The organism is Paenibacillus sp. NPDC057886, assembly GCF_042796655.1.
Lineage (GTDB): Bacteria > Bacillota > Bacilli > Paenibacillales > Paenibacillaceae > Paenibacillus.
On record NZ_JBHVMZ010000002.1, the window covers coordinates 299559 to 314580 of the forward strand.

At 47.1% G+C, this 15022-nt stretch carries 13 protein-coding genes and 1 pseudogene; 5 read left to right on the forward strand and 9 right to left on the reverse strand.

Annotation, left to right across the window (positions count from 1 at the left end; all coding sequences use genetic code 11):
• Positions 1-9: 9 nt before the first annotated feature.
• On the forward strand, positions 10-1011 hold the full coding sequence (locus ACFVQB_RS08455; RefSeq protein WP_379436957.1) for a cation diffusion facilitator family transporter: 1002 nt from the start codon (positions 10-12) through the stop codon (positions 1009-1011).
• Positions 1012-1163: 152 nt separating this feature from the next.
• Here ACFVQB_RS08455 and ACFVQB_RS08460 read toward each other — a convergent pair.
• Positions 1164-1743, reverse strand: a pseudogene (locus tag ACFVQB_RS08460) (NAD(P)H-dependent oxidoreductase).
• Between the two features lie 134 nt (positions 1744-1877).
• Here ACFVQB_RS08460 and ACFVQB_RS08465 point away from each other — a divergent pair.
• Positions 1878-2924, forward strand: a complete 1047-nt coding sequence (locus ACFVQB_RS08465) for an AraC family transcriptional regulator (RefSeq protein ID WP_379436960.1) — start codon at positions 1878-1880, stop codon at positions 2922-2924.
• 186 nt (positions 2925-3110) lie between these two features.
• Positions 3111-3611 (forward strand): NfeD family protein, encoded by a 501-nt coding sequence (locus ACFVQB_RS08470; RefSeq protein WP_379436962.1) that lies wholly within the window; start codon positions 3111-3113, stop codon positions 3609-3611.
• A gap of 399 nt (positions 3612-4010) precedes the next feature.
• On the opposite strand, the gene ACFVQB_RS08475 is transcribed toward ACFVQB_RS08470, so the two are convergent.
• From ACFVQB_RS08475 to ACFVQB_RS08490, 4 genes are read right to left on the reverse strand one after another with little or no spacing between them, the layout of a single operon-like run.
• Positions 4011-5084 (reverse strand): ABC transporter substrate-binding protein, encoded by a 1074-nt coding sequence (locus ACFVQB_RS08475; RefSeq protein WP_379436965.1) that lies wholly within the window; start codon positions 5082-5084, stop codon positions 4011-4013.
• Entirely contained in the window at positions 5081-5887 is an 807-nt protein-coding gene (locus ACFVQB_RS08480) for an ABC transporter permease (RefSeq protein ID WP_379436968.1), read from the reverse strand. The genes ACFVQB_RS08475 and ACFVQB_RS08480 overlap by 4 nt, the downstream gene beginning before the upstream one ends.
• Positions 5862-6695 carry an ABC transporter permease gene (locus ACFVQB_RS08485; RefSeq protein ID WP_024632841.1) on the reverse strand — a complete coding sequence of 278 codons (834 nt, stop codon included), beginning with the start codon at positions 6693-6695 and terminating at the stop codon, positions 5862-5864. Before ACFVQB_RS08485 ends, ACFVQB_RS08480 begins: the two co-directional genes overlap by 26 nt.
• Complete coding sequence (locus ACFVQB_RS08490) at positions 6685-7794, reverse strand: ABC transporter ATP-binding protein (RefSeq protein ID WP_379436973.1); 1110 nt, start codon at positions 7792-7794, stop codon at positions 6685-6687. Before ACFVQB_RS08490 ends, ACFVQB_RS08485 begins: the two co-directional genes overlap by 11 nt.
• A 283-nt stretch (positions 7795-8077) precedes the next feature.
• Between ACFVQB_RS08490 and ACFVQB_RS08495 the strand changes: the two genes are divergently transcribed.
• On the forward strand, positions 8078-9469 hold the full coding sequence (locus ACFVQB_RS08495; RefSeq protein ID WP_379436976.1) for a transcriptional regulator: 1392 nt from the start codon (positions 8078-8080) through the stop codon (positions 9467-9469).
• 414 nt (positions 9470-9883) lie between these two features.
• Complete coding sequence (locus tag ACFVQB_RS08500) at positions 9884-11155, forward strand: MFS transporter (RefSeq protein WP_379436978.1); 1272 nt, start codon at positions 9884-9886, stop codon at positions 11153-11155.
• A gap of 53 nt (positions 11156-11208) precedes the next feature.
• Here ACFVQB_RS08500 and ACFVQB_RS08505 read toward each other — a convergent pair whose 3' ends face one another.
• The 4 genes from ACFVQB_RS08505 to ACFVQB_RS08520 form a co-directional block, all read right to left on the reverse strand.
• Positions 11209-11679, reverse strand: a complete 471-nt coding sequence (locus tag ACFVQB_RS08505; RefSeq protein ID WP_379436981.1) for an NUDIX hydrolase — start codon at positions 11677-11679, stop codon at positions 11209-11211.
• A 142-nt stretch (positions 11680-11821) separates the two neighbouring features.
• Positions 11822-13030, reverse strand: coding sequence for a nitric oxide synthase oxygenase (locus ACFVQB_RS08510; RefSeq protein ID WP_379436984.1), 1209 nt, complete (start codon positions 13028-13030; stop codon positions 11822-11824).
• Positions 13031-13158: 128 nt separating this feature from the next.
• Positions 13159-13638 (reverse strand): Dps family protein, encoded by a 480-nt coding sequence (locus ACFVQB_RS08515; RefSeq protein WP_379436987.1) that lies wholly within the window; start codon positions 13636-13638, stop codon positions 13159-13161.
• 343 nt (positions 13639-13981) lie between these two features.
• Positions 13982-14722 carry an HAD family hydrolase gene (locus ACFVQB_RS08520; RefSeq protein ID WP_379436990.1) on the reverse strand — a complete coding sequence of 247 codons (741 nt, stop codon included), beginning with the start codon at positions 14720-14722 and terminating at the stop codon, positions 13982-13984.
• Positions 14723-15022: the final 300 nt, after the last annotated feature.

A 15022-nucleotide genomic window follows, 5' to 3' on the forward strand; every position in this document is an offset into this window, starting at 1 on the left:
ACATTCGAAGTGGCTGAACAACCAAAGTCTGAGAGCTTAATGTCTCTCGTCAAAAAGGGGAACACATCCTCGGCTGTAGCTATGGCAGGAAATGCTGTACTTGCACTGTGCAAAGGAGGAGCCTTTCTATTCAGTGGCAGTGGCGCCATGTTCGCCTCGGCGATGCACTCTTTGGCCGATGCCATCAACCAAGGGTTTGTCTTTGTCGGAAGTGTGTTGTCCGAGAAAAAACCTACACGCCGCTTTCCGACCGGATTCGGACGAGTCATCAACATTTTCTGTATGATCGCCGTTATTGTCGTTACCATTATGGCGTATGAGACGATCCATGAAGGGATTCACCTGTTACTGCATCCTGCTGCTCATTCCGGCGGTCTCTGGATTAACATCGGCGTGCTGGTGCTTAACATTGTGATCGATGGAGCCATTTTGATTAAAGCGATGAAAGAAATTCTAAAAGAAGCACGCGTGCCCAAAGCGTCTGGCCTCGCCCTGTTCCCTGCTGCGATTAAAAATGTAGGACGTGCCGCACCGCCAACACGCCTTGTATTTTACGAAGATATTGTAGCGGTACTCGGTGCGACACTCGCACTGATCTCTGTCGTTGTCATTGCACTGACCAACTTTGCATTGCTCGATGGAATCGTGACGACCATTATTGGATGTCTGATGATCGCTGTCGCTTTCCGTGTCGGTTATGACAATATGATCGGACTGATTGGTGTGGCGGCTCCACAGGATGTTGAGGATAAAGTATCCCAGACCATTCTGTCAGACTCTCATGTTGCAGATATCCAGATGATGCGCATTATTCAGGAAGGCCGTTATTACCATGTCGAGGGTCTGATCGAGCTGACCAAAGGATTGAGCCTTGCCGATGCAGATGATATCAAGTTCCGTATCCAGGAGAAGTTAATGGCCGATCCCGACATCGCCGATGCGGCCATCTCCATTATTGAAGATGATGGCGTGAACAGCTGGAGCAAGAAGGATTCTGATGTATTGAAATAACGGATTGTCCTCTTTTTTTATATTAGAAAAAACGGCCCACTCTTCCCGGAGGGGGCTTCTTTACATATCTAACTACGTGACATAGTTAACTACATGGCGCTACAGGTTGTCTCAACTTGTTGGTTGATATTCACGGACTGACCGTCATGGGTTTACTTCTGCCCACCCTGCTTCATGCCCATTTCCATCAATTTATCCAGCCATTTCAGACGGAACGCCTCAGTGGAACCTTTGATTGGACTAATCTCGGTTACATGTACTGGGGAGACTCCGCAGAATTTGAGAATATTGGATTTCATGACCCGGTGCCCTGCATGTCTGTAAATGAATCGATTGTACCAGCGTGGTCACAATGATGTGGGCAGACCTTCCTTTCAGCAATTTGTCCCATAGGGGAGAGTTCTCCCGATCTTTCATCGCGAATCCGGGCAAAAACACCCGATCAATAAACCCTTTCAAAATAGCAGGCATCACTCCCCACCACGTCGGATATACAAACACCAGATGGTCCGCCCATCGGATCAATTCCTGAGCTCTCACCAAATCAGGCTCCAATTCCGTCCGCTGACGGTACCCGTACTGAAGATTGAGATTAAACTGAATATGGCTCAGGTCGATCAGTTCCACAGAACTGCCCGATTGCCGGGCTCCTTTTACATAGGCTTCTGATAGTGCTTTGCAGTAACTTTGTGGATCAGGATGTCCATTAATTACCAAAATATTTGATTTCATACATCTGTTCCTCCTGTATAATAAAGTTCATGAAGGCCGAAGAAGCAGGCATATCACAACCATAGAATGAACGCGTACATAAACAAATGATCAACGGCGCCGAAACATTGCTGATTCGCGCAAAAGGGGGTAGCATGAACAACCATAATCACGGTGTGTCCATTTCCATGTTGTATCCGATTATGAAGACGCTGGTGAACAAAGGGTACGAATCGGAAGCGTTTTTCGAGTACGCCGGCTTAGATCCTGCTATCATGCAAAATCCGGAAGCCCGTCTTCCAGTTGAGGAATTGGAACGGATTATGCAGTATGCTGCCCGATACTCGGATGATCTGTATTTTGGATTGAACCAGGGACAACTGCTGGACTTTGCGGACCTCGGCCTTCCCGGTTACGTCATGATGCACTCCAAGACGATTGGAGATGCACTCGCTGCATATCAACGATATAACATCATTTTATATAGTGGATTTAATCTGGATTGGGAGGTAGCCGGAACCGATTTGATCCTTCAATTGTCTTTGCAACATTCGGAGAAGCAGATGTCCCGTCATTGTGTGGAAGATATGGCTGTCTCCATGGTGTATTTGATCAGCAAACTGGCGAATCGCCGGGTGGAGTTAAAAGAGGTTCAGTTTAGTCATCAAGCCCCTGCTGCTTCAGGCGATCTGTCTCCTTATGTTGGCATGTTCGGAATAGAGCCGCGATTCGGGGCTACCCGTACACTCCTGCGAATGCACAAAGACATTCTGGATCAGCCCGTATTATATTCGGATGCAAGAATGCTGAAGGTCTTTGAAACCATGGCTCAGGAAAGCAAAGACGAGCTTCATTCGTCTCAACCGTTCTCCAGCAAAGTAAGTCGGTGGATGACTGATAGCCTTCCAACCTTCTTTCCCACATTACAACACACCGCAGAGCATCTGGGCGTGAGCATACGCACACTCCAGAGCCGATTGCGTGAAGAAAATACAACATATCATGAAATATCCGTTCAGGTACGCAAGGAAATGGCATTGCGATATTTGCAGAAGGGAACCTATTCGGTGGGGGATATTGCCTATGCCCTGCATTTTTCGGAGCAAAGCGCGTTTCAGAATGCCTTCAAAAAGTGGACCGGACAGACGCCCGGGCAATACCGTTCGAGCCTCAAACAGCCCATGCAGCCCGTGGCTGAATAATTACGAATCCAATCCTTCTAAGGGGAATATGGATTGCATGTTTTTGAACCTAGACTTTAGTCTAGGTTCAGTTTAACTCCAAAGACCGAGGATACCCTTTTGCGGTTCATGGTATGCTGTGAATAACGAGAAAACATACTCCATGATCGTTCGGGAATTGATCTTGTATTGAAAAGGAGAGATATCATGGCTAAACGCACCATCCTTGCGCCTGTGCTTATTTTGCTCGGCGTGTACCTGATTTTGAACCAGGGAGGTTCACTCGGTCCGGGTACAATCTTTGCCACGTTCTGGCCCACCCTATTTGTAATTCCATTGGGGCTATTCTTCCACTGGCTCTACTTCTCTATGATTGGACGAGGGGTCGGATTGCTGGTTCCGGGAGGCATCTTGCTTACGGCAGGTATTGTCAGCCAGATCGCTATGCTCTTTGGTAACTGGAGCACCATGTGGCCCGGCTTCATTCTTGCGGTAGCCGTAGGTCTGTTTGAATTGTATTGGTTCGGTGGCCGTAACAAGTGGTTGCTGATTCCGATCAACATTCTGACGGTTATCTCCCTGTTATTCTTCTCCGTCATGTCGATTGGCACGATGCTGAACAGTCTGTCCTATGTCCAGCCGTTCGTGGCGATTGTACTGATTATGGGCGGGGCATGGATCATTGTGGGTCGCAAAAAGCGCATGTAGTGGCGCGATATAAGATGAAAGGCTGGGATTACACGATTCCACTCCGCGTGCAGAATAATCTTCCGATCGCTGTTATCCCCGGATTTCTTTCATTAAATTTTTTTTAAAGGATGATATCCTGTGATAAAGGCGAACGCTTCGCTTCTACAGATTATTTCTGCCCTCTCCGTTAACGTGTGATCTTTAATGTTCATCTTATATGGCACTTCAAGCGCTATCGCTCTGAAGTAAGTAAAAAATATAGGGGTGCTGCTCGTCATTCAATTGAAATGACGAGCAGCACCCCTGTTTATTCCTTTTGCAAGTCTAACGAACTGTACACACGCTATTGGCGGTGATGTACGGCCATTGGATTTTTAACGAATCAGAGAGACGCTATACATCTCACTCAAATACCTTTTATTTGCTATGCATTTTAAATTCGAGGAACAAATCGTTATAATGCGAGAGCATTTTTTTGCCCAGATTATCGTAGACCTCCAGTTTACCCGTCAGTGTCTCATCTGGATAGAATCGCTCATCCTCCGAAATATCCTCTGGCAGCAGCTTCAATGCCTCGGCATTCGGTGTAGAGTACCCGACATATTCAGCATTACGAGCCGCATGATCCGGGTCCAGCATGAAGTTGATAAACTGATGTGCCCCTTCAATATTACTCGCGGTCTTCGGAATAACCATGTTATCAAACCAAAGGTTCGAGCCTTCCTCAGGAACCACGTAATCCAGCTTGTCGTTCTCATCCATAATTTCTGACGCATCCCCGGACCATACGAGTCCAACGGCCGCTTCCTCGTTCGCCAGCAGCATTTTGATCTCGTCCCCGACAATGGCTCTGACGTTAGGCGTCAGCGTGGACAGTTTCTTCAAAGCTTCCTTCAGATGGTCTTCGTTCGTATCGTTCAGCGAATAACCGAGGCTGTTCAGCCCCATGCCGATGACTTCACGGGCACCGTCAAGCAGCAGGATTTGATTTTTCAAACGCGGGTCCCACAGGTCATTCCAGCTCTCAAACGTTAACCCGTCAACCAGTTCAGGATTGTACACAATACCCACCGTTCCCCAGAAGTAAGGGATGGAGTACTTGTTGTCCTCATCGAAGGACAGGTCCATAAAACGTGGGTCAATGTTGCTCAGATTGGGCAGCTTGCTATGGTCCAGTGGAACGAGCAGGTTCTCTTCTTTCATTTTGCTAATCGCATATTCGGAAGGAATCGCCACATCAAACGTCGTGCCGCCCTGCTCAATCTTGGTTAACATCGCTTCGTTCGAGTCAAACGTCTGGTAGATCACCTTGATGCCAGTCTCTTGCTCAAATTCTTTCAGCAAATCCGGGTCGATATAATCGCCCCAGTTATAGATGGTCAGCGTGTTTCCGCCGGAATACCCCTGACTCTTGTTCAGATACGAAGCGAGAATCATCAGGGCAAAGGCAGCCACAAATACAATCGCAAATGTCCGAACCAGTTGCTTCATGGACGCAGCCCCCTTCCCGCAGGCGTACGGGCGACACGGCGGTTAATGAAGTAATACCCAACCACCAGCAGCACCGTCAGCAGGAATAGCAGAGTTGACAGAGCATTGATGGACAATGACACACCCTGCCTTGCTCTTGAATAAATCTCCACAGAGAGCGTGGAGTATCCGTTACCCGTGACAAAGAATGTTACCGCGAAGTCATCAAGCGAGTACGTCAATGCCATGAAGAATCCGGCAAAAATACCCGGTTTAACGTATGGAAGCACGACACGGGTCAGGATCTGCCACGATCCAGCTCCCAGATCGCGCGCCGCATCCATCAAGGTCGGACTCATCTCCTGAAGCTTTGGCAATACCATAATCACGACAATCGGCACGCTGAATGCGATATGAGACAACAATACCGAAGTGAATCCAAGCTTGATGCCAATCATGGTGAACAGAATCAGAAAGGATGCACCGATGATGACATCCGGACTAACGATCAGCACGTTATTGAGTGACAGCAACGTATTCTTGGTCCGTTTGCGCCGCACATGATAGATCGCCAGTGCGCCTGCCACACCGAGCATCGTAGAGATCGCCGAGGACAGGAGTGCGATAATAAACGTATTCAGTACAATGATCAGCAGCCGAGTATCGGCAAATACTTCCCTGTACCATTCCAATGTAAACCCTTCGAAGCCGCGCATATGGCCGCCGCTGTTGAAGGAATAGAAGATCAGATACGCGATCGGTGCGTACAGTATGGCGAATACAACGGCCAGATAGACGTTAGACAGCTTTCCGTTTCTTCCCATTACGCACCTCCTTCTTGCCTGATCCAGTCAGGAACATAATGATCGCCATCGCAATAATCAAAAAGACGGCAATGGTTGAACCCATCCCCCAGTCCTGGGTGACGAGAAAATGCTGCTCAATCGCTGTTCCCAGCGTAATTACCCGGTTCCCCGCAATAAGGCGGGTAATCATGAACAAGGATAGCGCCGGAATAAATACAGCCTGACAGCCGGATTTAACTCCGCTGAGCGTCAGCGGGAAGATAACCCGGCGGAACGTCAGCCATGACGATGCCCCAAGATCCCGTGCTGCATAGATCAGCGATGGATTCATCTCTTCCAGTGCGTTGAAGATCGGCAGGATCATGAACGGAATGAAGATGTACACCGAGACAAAGATAAAGCTGAAATCGGTGAATAGAATCTGTTGCGTGCCAATGCCCACCACTTCAAGCAGGGAATTGGTCAAGCCATACGTGCCGAACAGGCCGATAAAGGCGTACGCTTTTAACAACAGATTAATCCAGCTTGGCAAAATAATAAGCAGCAGCCACAGCTGCTTGTGCTTCGTACGAGTCAGTAAATACGCCGTCGGATACGAGACCAACAGCGAGAACACCGTAATCAGAAATGCATACCAGAACGAGCTCAGGGTCATCTGCATGTACACAGGTGTAAAGAACCGAGCGTAGTTACCCAGCGTGAAATTGCCCTCCACATCGAAGAACGAGTAATATACCACCAGCAGAACCGGAGCAACTACAAACAACACCATCCATAACACATATGGAATCAGATACGCATTGCGTGTACTCGCCTTAGTCTGCATGAACGGCCTCTTGATAGGCTTCCAGACGTTTATCGAACTCTTCTTCCGTCTCGTTAAAGCGCATGACGTGGATGGCTTCCGGGTCAAAATACAGTCCAATACGGGCGCCTACGACGGCTTTCTTCGTGGAATGCACCAGCCACTCATTACCCGCATCATCGTATGTGGATATCTCGTAATGCACCCCACGGAACAGCTGGGAGTCCACGTTGACCTGCATCTTGCCCTGTTCCTCGGTTGTAATCTCCATATCCTCTGGACGAATCACAATCTCAACAGGCTCGTCCCGCTGCAAACCCTGATCGACACACTCATACTGTGCGCCAGCGAATTCCACCACAAAGTCCTGCTTCATTTTGCCGGATACAATGTTGGATTCACCGATAAAGTCCGCTACAAAACGGTTAATCGGCTCATCATAGATATCATTCGGTGTGCCGCTCTGTTGAATGACGCCGCCGTTCAGGACAAAGATCTCATCCGACATCGCCAAGGCTTCTTCCTGATCATGCGTGACAAAAATAAACGTAATGCCCAAACGCTGTTGCAGCTCGCGCAGTTCATACTGCATTTCTGTCCGCAGCTTCAAATCGAGCGCCGAAAGTGGCTCGTCCAGCAGCAAAATCTCGGGTTCATTGACAATCGCCCGCGCGATGGCGACACGTTGCCGTTGTCCGCCGGACATCTCGCCAATTTCACGGTTTTCATAACCGGAGAGATTGACGAACTTGAGTGCTTCCAGCACTTTGCTGCGTATCTCAGCCGTTTTCATCTTTTTGATCCGCAAACCAAAAGCTACGTTCTCAAATACGTCCAAATGTGGAAATAACGCGTAATCCTGAAATACGGTATTCACTTGCCGCTGGTGAGCCGGCACTTGGTTAATCAGTGCACCGTTAAAATAAATACTGCCCTGTGTCGGCTCCGCAAAGCCGGCGATCAGGCGCAATATCGTTGTTTTACCGCAGCCTGACGGGCCGAGTAGCGTATAAAATTTACCCCGCTCAATCTCGAAGCTGACTTCCTTCAATACGGCTTCATCCTGATCGTATTGCTGGGTCACCCGGTCGAACCGGATAATCGGTTGTTGTTCTAACATGCTTCATTTCGCCCCCTTTAAACTTGAGGTATACCCCTATTGCTTATTCTTCTTGCAGGCCTCTTCCATTACAAACCCAACCTATTATACACGACTTTGTCCCAGCCTTGTTTCTTATAACGTAATTTATATCCTTTTTTCTTTCGTTTTAAAAGATCTATTCTACACCGGCTCTTATGAATTGCCTAAAAAAGTATTGACCATTGTAAAATTATAGTATTATATTTGATATAAATGGATTTTAATGCTAAATTGTGGATTCAGAAAAAGGGCGGTGTCTTGCATGCTGAATAACACCATACGAACAGAAGTGTTGCAATACATACAAGATTATCATTTAACGCAAAGCCAATTCTCGGCACGAGCCAATATCAATTCAGGCTCATTCAGCCGACTTATCAATCAAAATAAACCATTCTCCATGAGTCAGCTTGACGGCATTACAAAAGCTATGGGTGTGAAGGAAGACCATTTCTATTCACGATTTGTGGGAGAATGCTTTACACTGACAGCGCCGGATTGGCGAAGATTACGCCCTTTCTTAACCCGCTGTGCAGAAGTGGGGCGTCTGGATTGCATTGAATTAATTTTGAGCAATCTCTTAGACAACACCAACTATGGCACTTTGATTTTTGAAGTTGCAGAGGAGTTGCTCCATGATCAGTACAACGAGGCCGCCGGGTTGCTATATGAGGGCGTGAGTGTAATCGAGAAATACCAGCATTCCGAGCGATTGGCTCTGTGTCGCTATCGACTATTCCTTCTCTCATTAGGTGATAGCCTGACTCAAAATTTGCGGGCCGCCACATTGTTCGAGCCTTACGCGAATCGCCTGGAGGAAACCGACCAATTGGAGGCGCTCAAACATCTGGCTCACGTCTATGTTTCGCTACATGAATGGCACAAGGTGGATGAACTCTCGGAAGAGATGTTCCGTCTCGCTTCCATTCAGTACGAGCTTTCACTTCACACGAAACGAAAAGCTGCGGAGTATAAACAGCCCGTTCAACCTTTTTATTTCTATATGCTGTATGCACGCCTGCTTCAAACTGCAGTATATGACAAATATGAAGACTACCAGAAAGCACTTGAGTATACATTTTTATATACCAACGCAGACAAATGGATTCATGATTCTTCCGATGAGGCCAAGGTCATTATTAATCAATTCAATGACTTTTCAACGGCTAACCAATATTTAATCCGATTATTCATGGGAGAACTGGATGATCTGCCCGATTATATTGAGTACATTGCATCGCGGCCTGACGAAATTTTTCATGCACTCTGCAACATTATCAAGATCGCCAACAAGTTTGATATCAACATTGATGTTATTCTGGATCGTTTCCAGGATCATATTCCCTATAAAACATATAACTGCGCGTTTGGTGAATACAATAAACCGATCAAGGCGGAGGAATACGCATCATTTTTAGCCGATTTGGGAAAGTACCATTTACATCGTGAACGTACCCAAGGCATCGATATTTTACTTGAGGGATTAGAATTTGCTGGTAATATAAGTAGTGACTCTAATACGATCAAATGCCTGACTCTATTCAATCAATATAGAGAATGGGCGAGTCACGACCAGTTGCAGAAATTCAATAACCTGAATAGTGAGGTGTACCTGTCGCATGAAAAAAATCCTTTCAACGCTGTTAGTAAGTAGTTTACTGCTCGCTGTTATTCCCCCTATATCCAATACATTGATAAAACTTATGATACACGGTGTTGGAGGAGGTTGATATCCGTTATTACGATTAAAGCTTCAATACCAGACACCCAAGTGGTGTCTTTTTTGATTCAACAGTCAACAGGAGGATATTCCATCATCAATCGCATTCTTCACATTTCGGAGTACCGTTCCTTTAATTTTTCAGTGTTTTTTATTTGTCCTAAATATAAATTACAGCCTATATGATTCAGCTATATCCGCAATGGTTTTGATGTAAACGCCATGTGTTATTTCTTCTTATTCTCATAAATACAGCATACATTACGGGTATATGTCGATATCTACGCATTCAGGTAGAGCGATTTCATGAGGCTTTCGGAATCAAGTCATGTGAAAGGAGTCCTGTTCGTGGATATTCGCCGTAACCTGCCTTTGCTGATGATCATTTGTTTTCTTAGTCAGATGGGCGGTTTCATGATCCTGCCCCTGTTCCCTTTGTTTATTGAGGAATTCGGCCTGTCTGGCTGGATGATGGGGGTTATTTTTGCACTCTTTTATGTCGGTAAAGTGATTGGCGGGGTGCCCGCTGCGGCACTCTATCGGAAAATCGGAGGCAAACGGGCGCTTATTGCCATGCTGCTGCTGCTCGCTGTTTGTATGGGCGGTTTCGCGGTATCTTCTGCCGCGTTAGTATTCGGTCTGTTGCGACTGCTGCAAGGGCTCGCTTCTACCGGACTTACGGTCGTCGTTCGTTCCATTATCGGGGACGAAGGCAATGTCGACAACCGGGGGCTGTACAACGGTTATATCAGCAGCAGTGAAGGCGGGGGTATGGTGCTGGGTCCAGTCATCAGCGGATGGCTCTCGTTGCACTGGCCGTTGTCGGTGCCTTTTTTACTCGTGACCGTGTGCTGTCTGATGGCTGTGGTTGCGGCTATGGGGATGAAGACAGCAGCAAAGCCCAATCCTGTATCTGGAAATGTGGTGGACGGTCACACCTCAAGCGAGTCTCCAACTGATGCAAAACAAACGCAAACGCCTGTGGATTATACCGTTTCTCCAGTAAACGATACTCCTAGCCCAACCATTCCAGAACCGTCCACCGGACTTACCCGACGGCAGCAACTGATTGGCTACGGTACCGTCCATTTCCTGGAGATGAGCGCTTATGCCGTGTTTCTGACTTATTTTGCGTTGTATGCGGCTCATATCATGAACTGGGACCCGTTTGCGATCAGTCTTGCCTTTACGGTTGTTGGCATCTCCACTCTCGCGGCTGCTCCGGTAGCAGGTTACCTGTCTGATCGGATGGGTGATCGTCTGCTGCTCTGCATGTTCGGCATGCTGATGATTGGCATCGAAGTGGTCGTTTTTCTGAGCACATCTTCTTATGTACTGGTTTACGTGGGCATGCTGATGGGCGGTGTAGGCGGTGCATGTTACATGGATTCGTTCTTTGCTCATATCGGGGATCATATCCCGGACGAGAGTAGGAGCTCCGTCATAGGCAAAATTGTCTCTGCAGCTGAGATCGGCTCGATCGTATCCCCTCTGGTGGCTGCGCTGCTTGTGGAGCATGGATCGCTGTATACTGTGTTCGTGTTTAATCTGCTTCTGATCGCTGCCGCCATTGCCGTTCAGGCAGTGATGCGCAGCCGTTACAGATCGAAACGAGGGTAACCGCACAAGACTGCCCACACCAGTGGGCAGCCTCCATTCATTCAATCATTCATTCATTTATTTATCCCTAATAAAGTTGCTATATGTAGCGTATTTTCTTCAATTTTTCTTTTTAAATAAGGGTCTGTGTTCTCAGGCAATTCCGTCGGTTTGTAAAACTTTGCTTCAAGAACTTCCACCCCATCGGGCTTCAGCTCGCCTTCGAACTCCGTGCAAATATAACCAATAACCACATTATAATATTCATGCCCGATTCTTAATTTCGTATATAACTCTTTCCCGGAAAAGACGCCGTATAGCTCGAGTTTCTTGATCTGTATTCCAATTTCTTCTTTGACCTCTCGCCTCGCAGACTCTTCCACCGATTCGCCCAACTCCATAAAGCCACCCGGTACTCCCCAGGTATTATCCACATGTCGAACCAACAAAATTTCACCTGATTTATTCAATATCAAAATACTCGGTCTCACCAGAATAACTGGTGCATTGCCAACCATTTCTCGAAGCGATTCAATGTAACCCATGGGTAACCCTCCTATATTTAGTCATGATCCTTATTATAGAAGTGCAATTAATTTCCATATAGAGAAAGAATCTTCAGCTTTATTTCCTATTTTAGAGCCTGTGCTTTGATGAAAACACAGCAAAAAACAACCCGCTCGCACATCAGTGTGCAAACGGGCATTTCATTGGTGAGTTCTCAGCCTTAGGCTGGTGATCTGCCTGTGTAACCAGCTGTTCACTGCTTCGCGGCTCAGCGCCAGATGCCACGCCATCTTTCAGCTTATACGCCTGATCCTGACGGAAAAAGTTGGGCTTCACAATCTCATTGCGATAGGAACTGTGGAAAATATGCGTCGTTGCCGGAGACACTGGCGGAATCAGCCAAACCCAATCGCCTGTCAGCTCCCGCCCGGCCTTCTCTTCCCGCTGCTCAAATAAGGCAAATTGCGCTGCCGCCGTGTGGTGATCCACTATGCTAACGCCTGCTTTCTTGAACGAATGCAGCACAGCTACATTCAACTCTACCAAAGCCCGATCCTTCCACAACGTCGTTTCACTCGACGTATTCAGACCAAGCACTGCCGCTACCACTGGCAGTTTATTATACCGAAACGTATCCGCCAGATTGCGTGCGCCAATCTCAGTACCCATATACCAACCATTAAACGGCGCTGCCGGGTAGGATATGCCGCCAATCTCCAGCCGCATATCGGCAATCATCGGTACTCCGTACCAGCGCATGCCCAGTTCGGCAATTTCCGGACGTTCCGGATGTTCAATTCTCACTTCCACGATGTCTTCCTCGGGCACAGGATACCACTCTGGAGCTTGTCCCTGAGCCTGGATAATCAATGGCAGCACATCATAAGGGGTACCTTCCCCCTGCCAGCCAAGCGACATTGCTGTCTTCGTTATCTCAACGGATGCAGGGTCACCTACAATGCCTTCCGTCGTCTCATATCCGGCATAACGGATCAGTTGGTGATTCCAGATCCGCACGGGGGCTCCCTTCGGTCCATCAGGTGGAAGGATCGTAATCATCGGAATGATCTTGCCTCCGTTGGAGGCCGCTCGGATATGCGTCATCACAGCATCCGCTGCCTTTCCAACCGTATCTGCATGACGTGCATCAACGATGCGCAGTTTATCCCAGAATAGCCGCCCGATGCAGCGATTGCTGTTCCGCCATGCCATTTTACAGCCATGTTCCAGTTCATCCGGTGTATGCACATAGGTGCCTGTGTGCTCAATCTCGTTCAAAACTACAACAAGCCGGGCCTGCGCGTCTTCACGCGAATGGCCCAGCTCTTCATAACATCTATATATAAACCGTTCAGCTTCATCCCGCAGTTCATCCAGGTCTGTCCGCATTATTCACTCCACCAATCTATACATCTTGAATGCCATCATTATACGGCAAGCACACCGGATTTGTAAGCGAACGGGCACTTTGTTCACGGACTCTACATATCGTTGTTCAGAATGCAGACTAACTTAGCTTATTTGCCCAGAAATGCGTTTAACATCCAGACCTCTTTATCCAATGCAGCAGTGAATCCAATCAGCATATCTTCGGTCGCATTATCCTCAGCTTCGCCAGCTGCTTGAATACCCTGATTAATTACATTCACCATCGCTTGTAGATCAGCAACTACGGTTTCTACCATTCCTTCAGCGGACAACTGTCCCTGTGCTTCCTCAACAGGTGACAACCTCATTTGCTCAGCCATTGTTGCGACCGGACGTCCACCAATGGCCAACAGACGTTCTGCGGCTTCGTCCATATTCGCCGTAGCCAAGTTATACAACTCTTCAAATTTGGCATGCAGTGTGAAGAAATGAGGACCTTTCACATACCAGTGGAAGTGGTGCAATTTGGTGTACAGTACAGACCAACCTGCGATCTGGCGGTTCAGGACCTCTTGAAGTTCAGTGGCATGGTTTGCAAAAGTATTGTTTCTAGTTTGAATTGTGCTCATGGAATTTATCCCCTCTCGAATACGATATAGTTTTGATTTTGATAACGTCATTTAACTTGCTTTCGTTTATTTAATTTAGACTTAATCTAAATCTTGTTTTAATTATAACACCGCCTTTATCCTTTGTGAAGGCTTTAGCTTACTCTTTCGAATGAAGATTCCATGAAGCTAAGCTTCATCTTTGGCCCGTATTGGAAGACCCTTTTAAACACCTTTACACACAGTATCTATACCTCGATTTCCACCGATGTACAATGACAATCCTCACGTCGTATACAACAACTAAAACAGCCCTGATCCTCAATGAGGAGTCAGGACTGCACCGACGCACATAGCACACGCTTTATTGTTGAACCAACTCGCATGTAAGGATGCGGCTTACCTCTTCATAACTGCGCGCAACATGATGAGGCCGATGTTCTGATTCTGGCAGAGCCCCACGATGGTTGAACCAGATTACTTTCCATCCGGCATCCACTGCACCTACAACATCATTGCGCCATGAATCGCCGATGTAATAACTGGAGTCGGAATCTGATCCCGTCCGCCTGCTTACATGATCAAATAATCTGCGATCCGGCTTGGCGTAACCAAGGGTACCCGATATGAAAATCCGTTCCTCGGGAATAAGGTTGAATACATCCAGCGCTTCGAGCTTCCGCTGCTGATGATTCCCTTCTCCGTTGGTAATTAATCCTACCGTATGCCCTTCTGCAAGAAGTCTTCGAATAAGCTCATATGCTCCCTCAAAGGGCTCGATCTGGAACTGTCTACTCAGATACTGTGCTTGCAGTTCTTCCGCCTGACCCGATTGTAGGGGATGTCCAAATTCCGCCATGGTCAGCTCAAATCTGCGATGACGCATGCGTTCCACCGCTTCGGGTTCGGGTACAGCAGACAAGTCTTCTTGGGCAGACAACCAGTCGCTATAATAACGGAAATGATGGTATGCCTCCCCATAAGGGAAATCGTCTGGTAAACCAAGAACCTCCTGTAGTGCTCCTTTCAGCGGCTGCAAGTGGTCGTACAGGGTATCGTCTACATCGAAAAAGATGGCTTTTGGGGCGTTGTCATTAAATAACATGATGGATCTCCCTTATTCGATCTCATAAATTTAATTAATAATTACAATAATGTGGAAATAAATCCTGATAAATGCTAGCATATTTCTAAAACGAATATTGCAAGGAGGTAGGCTATATGGCATTCTCCTTATATCCCAAAGAACACAAGCGAAAAATATACAACTTAGTCTTAAATCTCTTCCTTTTTGTTGCTTCGGCATCAGTGCTAATTTATGTTCATTATAGTTACAGTACTGTTCCAACATACAGCAACTTAATAATCATGGGTCCTATGATCAGTTGTGCCATAAGATCAGTGT